10 protein-coding genes are annotated in these 16,242 nt (G+C 67.0%); 6 read left to right on the top strand and 4 right to left on the bottom strand.

Annotated features, from left to right (window positions below; all coding sequences use genetic code 11):
* Positions 1-20 precede the first annotated feature (20 nt).
* Positions 21-1,784 carry an ATP-binding cassette domain-containing protein gene (locus IM543_19910; GenBank protein QOY93778.1) on the bottom strand — a complete coding sequence of 588 codons (1,764 nt, stop codon included), beginning with the start codon at positions 1,782-1,784 and terminating at the stop codon, positions 21-23.
* A gap of 111 nt (positions 1,785-1,895) precedes the next feature.
* Complete coding sequence (locus IM543_19905) at positions 1,896-2,594, bottom strand: phasin family protein (GenBank protein QOY93777.1); 699 nt, start codon at positions 2,592-2,594, stop codon at positions 1,896-1,898.
* A gap of 197 nt (positions 2,595-2,791) precedes the next feature.
* On the opposite strand from IM543_19905, the gene IM543_19900 reads away from it, so the two are divergent.
* The 4 genes from IM543_19900 (at position 2,792) to IM543_19885 (ending at position 6,313) form a co-directional block, all read left to right on the top strand.
* Positions 2,792-4,078 carry an amidohydrolase family protein gene (locus IM543_19900; GenBank protein ID QOY93776.1) on the top strand — a complete coding sequence of 429 codons (1,287 nt, stop codon included), beginning with the start codon at positions 2,792-2,794 and terminating at the stop codon, positions 4,076-4,078.
* Between the two features lie 110 nt (positions 4,079-4,188).
* Positions 4,189-4,707, top strand: coding sequence for a GNAT family N-acetyltransferase (locus tag IM543_19895; protein QOY96773.1), 519 nt, complete (start codon positions 4,189-4,191; stop codon positions 4,705-4,707).
* Positions 4,704-5,243, top strand: coding sequence for a GNAT family N-acetyltransferase (locus IM543_19890; protein QOY93775.1), 540 nt, complete (start codon positions 4,704-4,706; stop codon positions 5,241-5,243). Before IM543_19895 ends, IM543_19890 begins: the two co-directional genes overlap by 4 nt.
* Before the next feature lie 74 nt (positions 5,244-5,317).
* Positions 5,318-6,313: a diacylglycerol kinase gene (locus IM543_19885; protein QOY93774.1), complete on the top strand. Its 996-nt coding sequence runs from the start codon at positions 5,318-5,320 to the stop codon at positions 6,311-6,313.
* Here the strand turns inward: IM543_19885 and IM543_19880 are convergent.
* Together IM543_19880 and IM543_19875 are read right to left on the bottom strand one after the other, a co-directional pair.
* Positions 6,310-9,213 (bottom strand): esterase, encoded by a 2,904-nt coding sequence (locus tag IM543_19880; protein QOY93773.1) that lies wholly within the window; start codon positions 9,211-9,213, stop codon positions 6,310-6,312. The two genes, IM543_19885 and IM543_19880, sit on opposite strands and share 4 nt — an antisense overlap.
* Entirely contained in the window at positions 9,210-11,072 is a 1,863-nt protein-coding gene (locus IM543_19875; protein ID QOY93772.1) for a glycoside hydrolase family 13 protein, read from the bottom strand. The genes IM543_19880 and IM543_19875 overlap by 4 nt, the downstream gene beginning before the upstream one ends.
* Positions 11,073-11,628: 556 nt before the next feature.
* Between IM543_19875 and IM543_19870 the strand changes: the two genes are divergently transcribed.
* Together IM543_19870 and IM543_19865 are read left to right on the top strand one after the other, a co-directional pair.
* Complete coding sequence (locus IM543_19870) at positions 11,629-14,544, top strand: TonB-dependent receptor (GenBank protein QOY93771.1); 2,916 nt, start codon at positions 11,629-11,631, stop codon at positions 14,542-14,544.
* A 162-nt stretch (positions 14,545-14,706) separates the two neighbouring features.
* A complete protein-coding gene (locus IM543_19865) occupies positions 14,707-16,218 on the top strand; it encodes a tryptophan 7-halogenase (GenBank protein ID QOY93770.1) in 1,512 nt (503 codons plus the stop codon).
* Positions 16,219-16,242: the final 24 nt, after the last annotated feature.

Genomic DNA, 16,242 nt, shown 5'->3' with positions numbered 1-16,242 from the left:
CGCCTTTTTCAGGGATGTTGTCAGGCGGCGTCAATGCTGGCCTCCAGTTGTTGGTAGCGCCACTGGCTGGCATACCAGCCGTCCAGGGCAAGCAGTTCGTCATGGGTGCCGGACTCGGTGATGCGACCGTCGCGCAGCACCACGATGCGGTCGGCCCCGGCCACGGCGGACAGGCGGTGGCTGGCGATGATGGCGGCGCGTTCCGGCCGCGATGCTCCGCCCCTGTTGCGCAGCGCTTCCAGGTGTTCGAGGATGCGGGTCTCGGTGCCGGTGTCCACCGCCGACAGCGCATCGTCGAGCAGCAGCAGGGCGCTGTCGGCCAGCAGCGCGCGCGCGATCGCGACCCGCTGGCGCTGGCCGCCCGACAGGGTGATGCCTTTCTCGCCCACCGGCGTATCGTAGCCGTGCGGGAAGCGCAGGATGTCGTCATGGATCGAGGCCATCTTCGCCGCTTCCTCGATCTCGGCACGCGAGGCGCCCGGACGGGCCAGGGCGATGTTCTCCGCGATCGTGCTCGAAAACAGGAAGGATTCCTGCGGCACCCAGCTCATGGCCGCGCGCAGCGCGGCCAGCCGGTAGGCTTCCAGCGGCTGGCCGGCCCAGGTGACCGTGCCCTGTTGCGGCGTGACCTGGCGCAGAAGCACGCGCAGCAGGGTCGACTTGCCGGCGCCGGTCGGACCGACCAGGCCCAGGGTCTGGCCCGGTTCCACCCGTACCGACACCCCGTCCAGCGCCGGGTGTTCCGCCGCATGGTAGGCAAAGCGCACGGCGTCGAGCGCCAGGGCGCCGCGCCCGACGCCGTCCAGCGTGCCCGTGTCTTCGACCGTGAGCGGCATGTCGAGCAGCGGCTGCAGGCGCGCCAGGCCGGCGCGTCCGCGCTCGATCAGCGACAGCACCCAGCCGGCGGCGAACATCGGCCAGATCAGCTGGCCCAGGTACATCGTGAAGCTGGTGAGCGCGCCCACCGTCAGCTCGTTGTTCCAGACCAGGTAGCCGCCCAGGCCCAGGGTCAGGCCGGTGGCGGCGGTCAGGGTCAGGCCGACGGCGGGCTCGTAGGCCGCCTCCCAGCGCCGCGCGCTGAGGCTGGCGGCGGCCGCGTTCTCGGCCAGTTCGCTGAACTGGGCGCTGCTGCGCGCTTCCAGGCCGAGGGCGCGCAGGGTGCGCACGCCCGACAGCGATTCCTGCACATGGTCGTTCAGGGCCGAGAAGCGCTTGAGGGCGTCGCCTTCCGCCGTATGGATGTGGGACGAGATGCGCCAGAAGGCGAAGGCCATCAGCGGAAAGGGCAGCAGGGCGATGCCGGCCAGGCGTGCATCCACGCCGAGCGTCATGATGCCCAGCACCATGACCAGGGTCAGGGTGCCGTCGAAGCCGGCCAGCATCGCCTCGCCGGCCGCCATCTCGATGGCATCGACGTCGTTGGTGGCCAGCGCCATCAGGTCGCCGGTGCGCTGGCGCTGGTAAAAGGCCGGCCCTTGCGCCGCCAGCCGCGCGTACAGGCGCGTGCGCAGTTCGACGCCGAGGTTGTAGGCGGCCGAATACAGGCGGATGCGCCAGCCGACCCGCAGCACGTAGATGGCCACGCCCAGACCGAGCAGTTGCGCCAGGCCGAGCAGCAGCGCGTGCCGGTCGAGGCTTTGTGCGGCCAGGCCGTCGATCAGGGCGCCGACCTTGCGCGGAATCAAGACCGTGCAGATGGCTACGCCGGCCAGCATGAAGGCCGACGAGACATAGGCATGCCAGTGCCGGCGGACGAAACCGCCGATCAGCCTTGCGAGACTCATGTTGTTCCTTGGAGATGAAGCGTCCCGCCTGGCGTCCAGAAACGACGAGCGGGCCGAAGCCCGCTAGTGTAGTCGCTTTGCCGGACGGGCGCAGCCGCGCCCGTGCAGCTTTTATTTCCTGCGCCTGGAAGAGGAGTGCGGGGTGACGAGCTTCGGCGCCTCGGCTTCCTTGCCGCCAGCGGCCGCGGCGACCGGCGCCGCTGCGGGATGGGGAGCGGTGGCGGCACGGAGCGTGCCTTTGCCGGCGGCCCTGGCGATGCTGGTCGGTTCGGCGACCGGGACCGGCGCCGCGGCAGCCAGCGGCGCCTGCGCCGGCGCGGCGACGACGACCGGTTCGATGGATGGTTCGATGGCCGGTTCGATGGCAGGAGCGGCCCCGGCGGCCGCTTCCACCTGCGCGCCAGCGGCCGGAGCAGCCTCGGCCACCGTCTCGGCGAGCCTGTGCTCGATCAGTTCCACGGTCTCGATCGCCAGTTGGGGAGCCTGCGGCTGCACGGGCGCCGGACGCAGCGCATGCGGGCGCACGGCGCTGGCGATGCCGAGCAGATCCTGGCCATAGGAGAACAGCTCGCGCATCTGTTCCTGGGCCTGGCCGCCCACGGCGAGGACGTCGCGCGGATCGCGCGCGCTCATCAGCGCGAACGAGGCGCCGAGCGAACGCTGGAGCGCATCGCGCGACATGGCCAGATTGAGGGCGGCAAGGCGGCCCGCGCTTTCCAGCGCCTGCCTGGTCATGGCATCGAAGAAAGCGAACTGCGCGTCGAACTGGGTCTTGCTTACTGCGGAAAACTGGTCACGAAGTGGATTCATTGGATTTCCTTGTCAGTCATTTATGGCGCACTGCAATATTGCCTAGTGTAGCCACGAAAGGGGGACGTTGCCAACCATTTATTGCACAGTTTAGTTAAGGAAATATTGCGATGCAGCATGGCAGACATTGGTTAGCTTGTTCAGCCGCCGCATCCCGCAAGAAATGTTTACAATCGGGGACAAAATAGGAGAAGCGCATGGATCTCGTGATTCGCAACGCCACCCTGCCGGATGGCAGCCGCGACATCGACATCGGCATCAACGGCGAACGCATCGTCGCCGTGGAAAAGCGACTGGCGGCGCAGGGCGCGCGCGAGATCGAGGCCAATGGTGACCTGGTCAGCCCGCCCTTCGTCGATGCGCATTTCCATATGGATTCCACGCTCAGCTACGGCCTGCCGCGGGTGAACCGCAGCGGCACCCTGCTGGAAGGGATCCGCCTGTGGGGTGAACTCAAGCCTCAACTGGCGCAGGACGCACTGGTCGAGCGTGCGCTGCGCTACTGCGATTGGGCGGTGGCGCGCGGGCTGCTGGCCATCCGCACCCATGTCGACATCTGCGACGACCGCCTGCTGGCGGTCGAGGCCTTGCTGCAGGTGCGCAAGCAGGTCGCGCCCTATCTCGACCTGCAGCTGGTGGCCTTCCCGCAGGATGGCCTGCTGCGCAGCGCCGGCGCCTTCGACAACCTCAAGCGCGCCATTGCGATGGGCGTCGACGTGGTCGGCGGCATTCCGCACTACGAGCGCACCATGCAGGACGGCGCCGAATCGATCCGCCTCCTGTGCGAGTATGCGGCGGAACAGGCCCTGCGCGTGGACATGCACTGCGACGAGACCGACGACCCGATGTCGCGCCACATCGAGACCCTGGCCGCCGAGACCTATCGCCTCGGCCTGCAAGGCCTGGTGGCCGGATCGCACCTGACCTCGATGCACTCGATGGACAACTACTACGTGAGCAAGCTGCTGCCGCTGATCGCGGAAAGCGGCGTCGCGGCGATCGCCAACCCCCTGATCAACATCACCCTGCAGGGCCGCCACGACAGCTATCCGAAGCGGCGCGGCATGACGCGCGTGCCGGAGCTGCTCGCGGCCGGCGTCGACGTCGCCTTCGGCCACGACTGCGTGCTCGATCCCTGGTACGGCATGGGGTCGGGCGACATGCTCGAAGTGGCGCACATGGGATTGCACGTGGCGCAGATGACGGGCGTGGAGGCCATGCACCAGTGCTTCCTGGCGGTGACCGAGACCCCGGCGCGCATCCTCGGCCTCGAGGGCTACGGCCTGGCGCCCGGTTGCCAGGCCGACCTGGTGCTGCTCGACGCCGGCTCCACGGTGGAGGCGATCCGCCTGCGCGCGGCGCGCAAGCTGGTGGTGCGGCGCGGGGCCGTGGTGGCCGAGGCGCCCGCCGGGCAGGCGACCCTGCATTTGCCCGGACGGCCGGCCAGCACCGATTTCCGGATGCCGCAGCAGGGCACGCGGTAAATCCGGCCCAAATGCAAAATCGGGCGCACGATTCGTGAAATCTCGAACGGTTTGAGGCTAGAATAGAACGCTTTCCAGTTCAGTACCGCCCTCCGACAGCCGTGAAAGACATTCAGATCCGTCCCGCCGGCGAGCATGATTTCGATGCAATGTGGAGCATCTTCTGCGCCCACGTCGCCAATGGCGAAACCTATCCGTTCACCACCTCCACCTCGCGCGAGACGGGCCATGCGTACTGGCTCGGGCCCGAGGTGTCGAGTTTCGTCGCGACGTCCGGTGGCGGACGCATGCTCGGCATGTACCGGCTGGTCCCGAACCAGGTCGGGCGCGGCCACCACGTGGCCAATGCGTCCTTCATGGTCAGCCCCGCGGCGCAGGGAGCTGGCATCGGGCGCCTGCTCGGCGAGCACTGCCTGCTGGAGGCACGCCACCAGGGCTACCTGGCCATGCAGTTCAACTACGTCGTGAGCACCAACACCGCCGCCATCCGGCTGTGGAAGAAGCTCGGCTTCTCGATCGTCGGCACCCTGCCCAAGGCCTATCGTCACAAGCGGCTCGGCTATGTGGATGCCTACGTGATGTACCAGCTGCTGCAAGACCCGGACCACTGGCCGACGGTGGATGCATGACGGCGCACGGCGCCGAAGTCCTTCGTACCGAACGCCTGCGCCTGGTGGATGCGGGCGACGCCGCCGTCTACCTGGACATCCTCAACGACCCGGCCTTCATCGCGCATATCGGCGACCGCGGCGTGCGCACGCTCGACGCGGCGGCCAGGTCGATCGAGGAGGGGCCGGTGGCGATGCAGCGCGCGCGCGGCCATTCCTTGTACATGGTGGAGCTGCTCGGCCAGGATGGGCAGGGCGGCGTGCCGGTCGGCCTGTCGGGCCTGGTCAAGCGCGACGCGCTCGAGGACGTCGATATCGGCTATGCCTTCCTGCCGCGCTACCGCGGCCAGGGGTATGCCCTGGAAGCCGCGCGGGCGGTGGTGGCCCATGCGCGCAGGCTCGGCATCCCGCGGCTCGCGGCCATCGCCACTCCGGGCAACGCCGCCTCGATCGCACTGCTGCTCAGGCTGGGAATGCGTTTCGAAGGAACGCGCGCGCTGGTGGCGGGCGAGTCCCCGCTCAATCTCTACCGCATGGACCTGCCGGACGCGCGCTAGCGTACCGTCGCGCGCTCGCCGGGGTGGTAGGATGATGTTGGCAATCCGTCCACCAACCGTTTAACGAGTCATCGATGCCGACTACCGAGCCGCGCCCCGACGCGCCGTTCTTCATTGTTCTCAACGCGGGATCCGGCCATTCGGAGACCGAGCTGCGCCGTTCGACCATCGAAAGCGTGCTGGCCGCCGCCGGCCGCCGCTGCATCCTGGAACTGGTCGACGATCCGGCCGAGCTGGCGGACAAGGCGCGCGGCATGGCGGCGCGCGCGCTCGCCGAGGAGGGCATCCTGGTGGCGGCGGGCGGCGACGGCACCATCAACCTGGTTGCCCACGAAGCCGTGCTGGCCGGCTGCCCCTTCGGCGTTTTGCCACAAGGCACGTTCAATTATTTCGGACGCACCCACGGCATTCCCGAAGACCTGGCCGAGGCCGTCTATGCCCTGCTGCGCGCGAAGGTCCATCCGGTCCAGGTGGGACTGCTCAACAACGAGATCTTTCTGGTCAATGCGAGCGTCGGCCTGTACCCCAAGCTGCTGGAAGAGCGCGAGCACGACAAGCGCCAGTACGGGCGCAGCCGGGTGGTCGCCTTCTTCTCGGCCATCAAGATCGCGCTGCGGCCGCACCGGCACCTGCGCATTACGCTCGAACGCGACGGCAAGGAGCGCCGCCTGCGTACCACGACTTTGTTTGTGGGAAATAACCGTCTGCAGCTGGAACAGGTCGGCATGCGCGACGGCCTGATCGAGGCGGTGGAAGAAGGGCAGTTGGTTGCCATCGCCCCGCGCCCGATGGGCAAGCTCGGCCTGCTCGGCCTGCTGGTACGCGGCATGTTCGGCAAGCTGGGCACTGCCGATGACGTCGAAGCCTTCGCCTTCAAGCGCCTGACGGTGCGCACCCCGGCCCTGTACGGCCGCAAGCGCATGAAGGTGGCGACCGACGGCGAAGTGACCCGCATGGCGATGCCGCTGGAATTCCGTGTGCTGGAAGGGCGGCTGAGGCTGATGCTGCAGGGACCGTCGCGCAAGCAAACGCGGCCGGCCCCTGGTGAAACGGCCACTGCCGGCGCTTAATTTACCCGCAACAAGCGCAGCGCGTAGATATCGAAGCGGTTCGACGGTCCGGTGAGCCCGCCGGCCGCGCTGAAGCTGCTGTTACTGTCGAGATAGCTCATATTATAGAAGTCGCTCATCTCGATGCGGTAGCGGCCCGGCGCCAGTTGCGCCGCCAGCGGCGTCGAATACACTGTCGGCGTATGCGTTTTCGCCAGCGGGGCGTGCGGCAATTGCACCACGCCTTGCGCCACGATCCGGCCGCGCCCATCCTTCACCGCCAGCCACTTCACCCCGCCGCTGATGCCCAGGTTCACCTGGTTCGCAGCATTGTGGTAACGCACTTGCACTTGGTAAGTGCCGGCCGTCGGCACGTCGAGACGCTCGACGGCGTAGCGGTCGCCGGGCTGGCCCCAGGCGCGCAGGTGCGGCGCCGCAAAACGTGCGTTCGGCGCGCTCGGCGCCAGGTTCGATACGGTGCGCGGATCGGTGACGCCGACTTCGATGCCGTCGTCGACGCAGCGCGGCATGCTGTGGTGGCTGCGGTTGCCGGTGGTGCCAAAGCGCGCCTCCACCGCATAGCAGGCGAATGCGTTCCCGGCGCGGTCGGTCCAGCTGCCGGCAGGCAGTCCGTCCGCGACCAGCTTGCCGTCGCGGTAGACGCTGTAGCGCAGGTCCGGTTCCTGGCCGCCGGCGCCGATCTGCAGGGTCGTGCCGCGGGCGTCGCGCCGCAGGGCGGTGATCGCCGGTTCGCGCGGGCCGAAGGTGGCGCCGCCCGCGGCATACGGATCGTCCGCGACGCGGTGGATCCCTTGCCGGCCGGGGAGCAGCCGGCCGAGCACGATCTCGACCTGGTTTTCTTCCTTCAGCTGCGCGAGCGCCACCCGCGCGCCGCTGCGCCGGCCGTTGATCAGGACGTCCTCGACGGCGTAGTAGCCGTCATCCTCGCTCATCTGCGGCAGGCGAATCCGGATGTCGAGGCGCTTGCCGTGCAGGCGCAGCGCCTGCAGGCTGATGTCCCTGGAAGCGCCGAACATCTCGCGCCGCAGCTTCGCGGTGACGAAGGGCCGCAGGAGCAGGGCGTCGTCCTGCAGCGACACCCCGAACACTTGTCCCACCACCATGCCGAGGTAGGCGCCCACCGACCACAGCTGGCGTCGCGAGTTGATCACCGGGCCGATCAGCGAGGGATTGCCTTCGTCGAGCAGCAGCGGCTGGCCGGACAGCCATTCGAGGTTCTCCATGTTCGACATGTTCAGCGCCGCCCCGCGCATCAGGGACTGGTAGGCGGCATCGGCCACCGCCACGTTGTTCGCGTGGGCGGCGGCGCGCAGGCCGTAGGCCGTCACGAAGGGCCACAGCGCGCGGTTGTGGTAGACCGGCATGCCCGGCTGCTGCGGCCAGATGACGGGTGCGCCCATCGGTCCGTGCGGGTAGTGCGCCAGGATCGACGCCGCGCGCTGCTCGCTTGCGATGCCGGTGACGATGGCCAGCGATTGACCGAGCCAGTCGAACTTGTGCATCGGTGCGCCGTCCAGGTGTCCGGCGGTGAGGCTGCTGTACATGCCGGCATCATTCAGCCACAGTTCGCGGTTGACGGCACGCTTGAGCGCTGCCGCCCAGCCGGCGTAGCGCTTGCCGCGCGCGGTCTCGCCCTGCTCGCGCGCCAGCTGCGCGGCCAGGCGCAAGGCCTGGTAGTGGCCGACGTTGGTCGACAGCGACTTCGCGGTCGCCATCGAGGCCAGGTGGTCCGGGATCCACGCGGCGTAGCTCTGGTCGCGCCAGTCGAGGAAGGACTGCTCGCCCGTGTACAGGCCGGTCCTGGCGTCGAAGGCCGCGATGCGGTCGTTCTCGATGGTGTTGACCAGCGCCCGCAGTGCGCGCCGTGCGAACGGGGCGCGCGCGGCGGCGGGGAGGGCGCGCAGGGTTTCCTCGGCGGCGAAGGCCCAGGTGACGCGGTCGGTGCTCACCGGCCAGCTGCCGCCGCTGCCGGTGTCCTGCACGATCTGCAGGCCGTCCGGCGTGCCCGCCACCTGCGGCGCCTTGGCGATGCCGGCCCGCCAGCCGGACAGCTTGAAGTCGAGCGAGTTGCGCACCCGTTGCGGGTCGAGCAGGGCCAGGCCCAGGTCGGCCGCATACGACAGGTCGCGCGTCCATACGTAGTGCCACTTCTCGCCGGTCTCGAAGCAGTCGCAGGGGATGGCGGCGCCGCCGTTGTAGTTGCCGTCGCGGATCTGCTTGACCGAGTCGAGGCGCATTTCAGAGCCTGCCAGCGCGAACAGGGCGTCGAAGGCCAGGTTGCCTGTGCGGATGCGCGGCAGGCCGGCCTCCTCGCGGTATTCGCTGTGCTGCGGGCCCGGGTCGCGCAGGCTCAGGGTGGTCGAGTGGGTGTAGGTGCGCAGGGCCGCCTTTGCGTCCGGCGTCGAGAAACGGGCGGTCTCGGTCTTGCCGTCCCAGGTCGGCCAGGCCAGCGCCGCGACGGCCTCGCGTCCCGCGTGCGGGTCTTGCGTGGCGGCGGTCTGCGGCGTCTCCAGGCGTAGCACGCGCAGCGTCGGCGCCGCCGGGTCGGAGGCATCCACCGTGAAGCGATAGCTGCCGGTCTGGCGCACGAACAGGTAGTCTTCCGGCCCGGGCTGGATCGCCAGGCGATAGGGCTTGCCGGGCGCCACCGTCACGCTCCGGTCGGCGTCGGCCACCCATTCGTCGCTCCAGTCGCGGCTGCCCACCTTGAAGGCATGGTTGCCGGGGCTGACCAGGATCTCGGCCTGGTAGATGCCCTGGCCCTTGTGGACCAGGGCGTTGTCGGTTCCCCAGCCGTTGAAGGCGCCGCGGACGTAGAGCTCGCGGGCGTGCTCCTGCGCCTGCGCGGATGCGCCCAGGCCGGCGAGGAGGGCGGCGGCGGCCAGCAGGCGGCGCTTCATCGGGCCGCTTCCAGGTCGAGGATCACGCTGGCCCCGGCCGGCAGGCGCAGCGCCTTGCGCAGGTCGAAACGCTTGCCGCTCAGGACATCGACCCCGCCCGCCACGCCGGAGAGCATCTCGTGGAAGCGCCCGGTGTCGAGCACCATCTCCTTCGGGTTGTTGTTGAAGGCGACCAGCACCTTCTTGTGATCGTCATAGCGGAAGTACACCCAGGTATTGTCGCGCGGGCCGTAGTGCATCAGCTTGCCCTTATGGATCACCGGCTGGCCCTTGCGCCAGTTGGCCAGCTTGCGCACCAGGTCCTGGGCCGCGCGCTGCCGGGCGCTGAGGCCCTTGCCGGTGAAGGCATCGATCTTGTCGCCGGTCCAGCCGCCCGGGAAGTCGCGCCGGTAGCTGGCGTCGTCGCGCTCGCCGGTGGCGCTGGTCATCAGGATCTCGTCGCCGGTGTAGAGCTGCGGGATGCGCGGCATCGTCATCAGGAACACCATCATCATCCGGTAGCGGTCGAGGTCTTCGCCGACTTCGCTCCAGATGCGCGAGACGTCGTGGTTCGCCTCGAACAGCACCAGCTTGTGCGGTTCCGGATACAGGTAGTCGAGCGAGAGCGTTTCGTACACATCGGTGAAGACGTTGCCGCCGCGCTTGCCGGCCAGGGCGCCGCGCATGCTTTCCGCCAGCGGGAAGTCCATCATGCTCGGCATGGTGGCCCGGTAGCCGTCGAAGTTGTCCTTGCCGCGCTGCCAGCGCGCCACCACCGGCGGGCGCGTGCTCCACTCTTCGCCGACCATGTTCAGCCCGGGGTATTCCTCCATCAGGCGCCTGGTATACGCCGACAGGAAGGCGCCGTCCGAATAGCCGAAGGTGTCGATGCGCAGGCCCGACAGCCCGGCATACTCGATCCACCAGATGTTGTTCTGGATGAGGTAATTGGCCACCAGCGGATTGGACTGGTTCAGGTCGGGCATGCTCTCGACGAACCAGCCGCGCGTGAAGTTGTCGGCGTCTTCTTTCGAGGCATACGGGTCCTGCACCGCGGTGCGGTGGTGCTGGGTCGGCACGAACTTGCCACCGTAGTTGATCCAGTCGGGCGTCGGCAAGTCCTTCATCCACCAGTGCCCGCTGCCGATGTGCGACAGCACCACGTCCTGGATCAGGCCGATGCCGCGCTTCTTCGCCTCGTGCGAGAGGCGGCGCACGTCTTCGTTGCTGCCGTAGCGCGGGTCGATCCGGTAGTGGTCGGTGGCCGCGTAGCCATGGTAGGAGTAGGCCGGCATGTCGTTCTCGACCAGCGGCGTCGGCCACAGCTGGGTGAAGCCCATGCCCTGGATGTAGTCGAGGCGGTCGATGATGCCCTGGATGTCGCCACCGTGGCGCCCCGAACCGTTGGCGCGATTGGCCTTCTCCAGCGTGTCCCTGGTGGAGTCGTTGTCCGGATTGCCGTTGGCGAAACGGTCCGGCATCACCTGGTAGATCGCGTCGCTGCCGTTGAAGCCGATGCGCTGCGCCGAACCCGGCTCGCGCGCCAGCAAGCGGTAGGCGTAGCTGGCCTGGCGCCCCGCACCCCGGAACACGATATCGAATTTGCCCGCGTGCGCGTCCTGGCTGATCTCCAGGTTGACGAACAGGTAGTTCCTGTTGGGGACGCGGGTAACCGAGGCGATCCGTACGCCGGGATAGGCGAGGCTGGGTTCGAGGTCGGCGATGCGTTCGCCATGGACCATCAGTTGCAGTTCCTTGTGCTGCATGCCGGCCCACCAGAACGGTGGCTCCATGTGGGCAATGGCGGGCGACTGGGCGCAGGCGGCGAAGGGAGTCAGGGCGGCGCTGCCGATCAGCAGGGTGGCGAAGAAGTGTCTCATGAGTATGTCGGGCGCCTCTTCGTCACCGGCCAAGCCCTTTGGGCGTCTTCTCGTAGTCAGACTACAGTAAATGAACGAGGCCGATGCTGCGAGAACGCTCTGCTTGGTTGTCTTGCCGCGAGAATACTACGGAATGGATGTAGCGCACAAACCAAACGGCAGCGCTGCCATCTAGTCAAAGTACAGCTTTTCTGTAGTAAATTTTCATTTCCAGCCGCCAATTTAATGCGTCCAAGACGGCTTCTGCCGCGAGGGCTGCACTAAGTTGGTGCATTGCTAGTCACCAATGCATGTAAAAAGCGCGTTTGTAGTCCGACTACAGCCATCTGTACATGGTTTTGTAGCTCGAATACAACGAAAAACACGTGCTCGCCTAACGAATCCGCGAAAAACATGCCATTATCGTAGTAGCAAGCAACTCCCGTTGACAGTGCATCTAGTTTTGCTACAGAATCCTTGACAGAACGTTCGAGAGCGTTTGCTTGAGGCTGCCGTGCTGCTGCCTGTTGCGCTGTAGTTTCGGGAAAAAAATTATTGGTCTTTATTGAGGGGACAAATGAGTATCTTCGCAACCAAGCGCACCGCAGAGCCGGTTCGCCTTTCTTTCCAGCTGAGCCCGGTCGCTGCCGGCTGCGCAGTCTTCCTGTCCGTCTTCGCGGGTAGCGCTTACGCGCAAGCGACCGCACAGGACAACACCACCACCACCACGAGCGCGACTTCGAGCGTGGCGACCGCGCCGAATTCCGCCGAGCAGGCCGCCGCCGCCGCCGAACCGACCCCGCCGGGCGCGACCGCCGTCGTCAAGCCGGGCGTGGCCACCGTCCAGGTGACCGGTATCCGCCGCGGTATCGAAGCGGCGATCTCGATCAAGAAGAATTCCAGCTCGATCGTCGAAGCCATCTCGGCCGAAGACATCGGCAAGCTGCCCGACCAGAGCGTGGCCGAATCGATCTCGCGCCTGCCGGGCGTGTCGGCCCAGCGCGGCCGCAGCTCGGGCAAGGCGGCGGACATCTCGGTGCGCGGCCTGTCGCCGAGCTTCAACGGCACCCTGCTGAACGGCCGCGAAATGGCCTCGACCGGCAACGCCCGTTCGCCTGAGTTCGACCTGTTCCCGGCCGAACTGATGGGTTCCATCGTCATCTACAAGACCCCGGACGCCAGCGTCGTCGGCCAGGGCCTGGCCTCGACCATCGACCTGCGCACCGTGCAGCCGCTGGACTTCGGCAAGCGCACCGTGGCGGTCAGCTACAAGAAGAGCCGCCTCGGCGTGAAGCAGCGCGACGGCCTGCCGGAAGGCGACGGCGAGCGCTACACCCTGTCGTACATCGACCAGTTCGCGAACCGCACCATCGGCGTCGCGATGGGCTTCACCCGCTACGAGGAAATGGGCGGCGGCCAGTCGAAGTTCAATTCCTGGGGCACCGCGACCATGGATTACAACGGCACCCAGGTCAAGACCCCGGGCGGCTTCGGTTATGACACCGAAGTCAGCTCGCACAACCGCGATGGCGCCTTCGCCTCGCTGCAGTTCCGTCCGAACCGCAACTTCAAGTCGACCGTCGACCTGTTCTACTCGGCCGGCGAAACCGGCCTGAAGAAGACCGGCTTCGAAGGCGGCGTCGCCTACAACGGCGGCGGCAAGTATGAGCTGCCGCACGTGCTCAGCACCGCCACCGTGTCGAACGGCGTCGCCACCAGCGGCACCATCAGCAACTGGAAGGGCGTGGTCCGTAACCACTACGAGGGCGCGGAAGACGACCTCAAGACCATCGGCTGGAACACCGAGCTGAAGATCGCCGACTGGACCACCGCGGCCGACCTGACCTGGTCGAAGGCCACCAAGCTGGGCTCGCGCTACGAGACCACCGCCGGCATCCCGGGCCGCGCCCAGGACACCCTGCAGTATTCGAACTTCGACGGCGGCAACGTCACCGAAGTGAAGTACACCCCGGGCAGCAACTACGCCGACCGCAGCGTCGCGCGCCTGACCGACGTCATGGGCTGGTCCGGCGGCGAAGCCTCGCCGCAGGCAGGCTACCTGGCGCAGCCATATGTGGAAGACCAGGTCAAGGCGGTGCGCCTGACCGCCAAGCGCGCCCTCGAGTTCGGCCCGCTGATCGGTTCCAGCTTCGGCTTCAACCACACCTCGCGCGACAAGTCGCGCACCGGCGACGAAGGCCGCCTGGTGATCAAGGGCGGCAACGGCCCGTACGCAGCCGTCGACATGCCGGGCAGCGAGGTGGCCATGGCCGGCGCCTCGGGCTTCCAGGTTGCTTCCTGGGATCCGCGCGGCTCGCTCGGCACGGTCTATGAGCTGGCGCCGAAGGTCGACGCCGACATCTACAACAAGTACTGGGACGTCCAGGAGCGCATCAACACCGTCTACGCCATGGGCGACCTGGAAGGCGAGATGTTCGGCCTGTCCTACCGCGGCAACGTTGGCCTGCAGGCGATCCACACCAACCAGACCGGCGGCGGCTACGTGATCGACAAGGCCCGCTGCGTCGGCAACACCGCCGACACCTGCCCGGCGCAGCGCGTCGTGGAAGGCAGCAGCTACTGGGATGTCCTGCCGAGCCTGAACCTGTCCTTCGACCTGAAGGACGAGCAGAAGGTGCGCGTGGGCCTGGCCAAGGTCGTCTCGCGCGCCAACCTGGACGACCTGCGCGCCGGCCAGAACTTCGGCCTGGCGGGGCAGGGCGTGTCGATCCTGACCGGTTCGGGCGGCAATCCGCAGCTCGAGCCGTTCCGCGCCAAGTCCTTCGACCTGTCGTATGAGAAGTACTTCGGCAACAAGGGCTACATCAGCGCCGCCGTCTTCTACAAGAAGCTCGACAGCTACATCATCCGCGTGCCGCGCATGTTCGACTACGCGCCGTACATCACGCCGACCACCCCGCTGCCGCTGACCGGTCCGTACGCCGGCTCGACCCAGGGCCTGTTCACCCAGCCGATCAATGGCGACGGTGGCGCGATCAAGGGCTACGAACTGGCCGTGAACGTACCGTTCTCGATGGTCAGCCAGTACCTGGACGGCTTCGGCGTGATGGTCAACCACTCGGATACCAAGAGCAACGTGACCCTGCCGGAAAGCGGCTTCCCGAACGTGAATGGCGATCCGCTGAACATTCCGCTGCCGGGCCTGTCGCGCAAGGTGACCAACCTGCGCCTGTACTACGAGAAGAACGGCTTCCAGATCGCCGCCGCGGCGCGCAAGCGCTCGAGCTTCCTGGGCCAGGTCTCGGACTTCCAGGACAACCAGCAGCTCACCTTCATCAAGGGCGAGACCATCGTCGACCTGCAGGCCTCGTACGAGATCCAGTCGGGCTGGCTGAAGGGCGTGAGCCTGTATGCCCAGGCGCAGAACTGGAACAACGCACCGTTCCTGGAGTTCACCGACGACGAGAACAACCCGTCGAACCGCGTGGACTACGGCCGTACCTACCACTTCGGCGCCAGCTACAAGTTCTAAGCTGAGCTGAATTGCGGTACAGTAACAACCCCTGCAGGCTTCATGCGTGCAGGGGTTGTTTTTCGTAGGGCGTCCAGCGCCGGCCAGCTCCGTGATGTCCTGGCCGGGCGTCGGACGCGCGGTCGGCACAGCCGGCCACCCTGCAAATCCTGGAGCACAGACATGAACACTGAACCAATCAAGGACATCGTCATCGTCGGCGGCGGTACCGCCGGCTGGATGACCGCGGCGGCGCTGTCGACCCTCCTCAACGGCCGCTACAACATCCGCCTCGTCGAGTCCGACGAGATCGGCATCGTCGGCGTCGGCGAGGCGACCATTCCGATGATCCAGCGCTTCAACCGCATCATCGGCATCGACGAGAACGAATTCATGCGCGAGACCCAGGGCAGCTTCAAGCTGGGGATCGAGTTCGTCAACTGGGGCAAGCCCGGCGAACGCTACATGCACGGCTTCGGGCGCCTCGGGCAGGACCTGGCCACGCTTCCGTTCGACCAGTACTGGCAGAAGATGCGCCGCGCCGGCAAGGCCGCGCCGCTCGAGGAATACTCGATCACGCGCATGGCCGCCAAGGCCAACAAGTTCATGCCGCCGCGCTTCGACGTCGCCAATTCGCCGCTGCGCGACATCGCCTACGCCTACCACTTCGACGCCGGCCTGTATGCGAAATACCTGCGCAAGCTGGCCGAAAGCCGCGGCGTGGTGCGCATCGAAGGCAAGATCACGCGCGCCACCCAGCGCGAACCGGACGGCCACATCGACGCGGTCGAGCTGGAGAACGGCACCCGCGTGGAAGGGGAGCTGTTCATCGACTGCTCGGGCTTTCGCGGCCTGCTCATCGAACAGACCCTGCACACCGGCTTCGAGGACTGGACCGGCTGGCTGCCGGCCGACCGCGCGCTGGCCGTGCCTTGCGAATCGGCGCCGGCGCTCACACCCTACACCCGCGCCACGGCGCACAAGTCGGGCTGGCAGTGGCGCATTCCGCTGCAGCACCGCACCGGCAATGGCCACGTCTACAGCAGCCGCTTCATCAGCGACGACGAAGCGGCAGCGACCCTGCTGGCCAACCTGGACGGCAAGGCATTGGCCGAGCCGCGCCTGGTCAAGTTCCAGACCGGCATGCGCAAGCTGGCCTGGAACCGCAACGTGGTGGCCCTGGGCCTGGCCAGCGGCTTCCTGGAGCCGCTCGAATCGACCAGCATCCACCTGATCCAGTCCGGCATCCAGCGCCTGCTCGACTTCTTCCCGGACCGCGGCTGGAGCGCGGTCGACCGCGACGAGTACAATCGCCAGTCGCGCTTCGATTACGAACGCGTGCGCGATTTCATCATCCTGCACTACCACCTGAACCAGCGCACCGATTCGGCCTACTGGACCGAGTGCGCCAACATGGCCATTCCGGAAACCCTGCGCCACAAGATGGCGCTGTACCGCGCGCATGGACGCGTGGTGCGCGTGGACAACGAACTGTTCTCGGAAGTCGGCTGGATCCAGGTATTCGAAGGGCAGAACATGCCGATCGACGGCTATCACCCGCTGGCCGACGCCCAGTCCGACGAGGACATCGCCGAATACCTGGCCAGCGTGCGCGAGGTGATCGCCAAGTGCGTCGATGTCATGCCTTCGCACAACGACTACATCGCGAAAATGTGCGCGGCTAAAAAGATGTAGCACGAACCTGTATCATGCGCAGCC

Origin of the sequence: Massilia sp. UMI-21, from assembly GCA_015277795.1 — a bacterium.
In the GTDB taxonomy this organism is placed as follows: Bacteria; Pseudomonadota; Gammaproteobacteria; order Burkholderiales; family Burkholderiaceae_D; genus Telluria.
The sequence above is the reverse complement of the archived record's forward strand: the minus strand, read 5'-3'. Positions and strand labels throughout refer to the sequence as shown.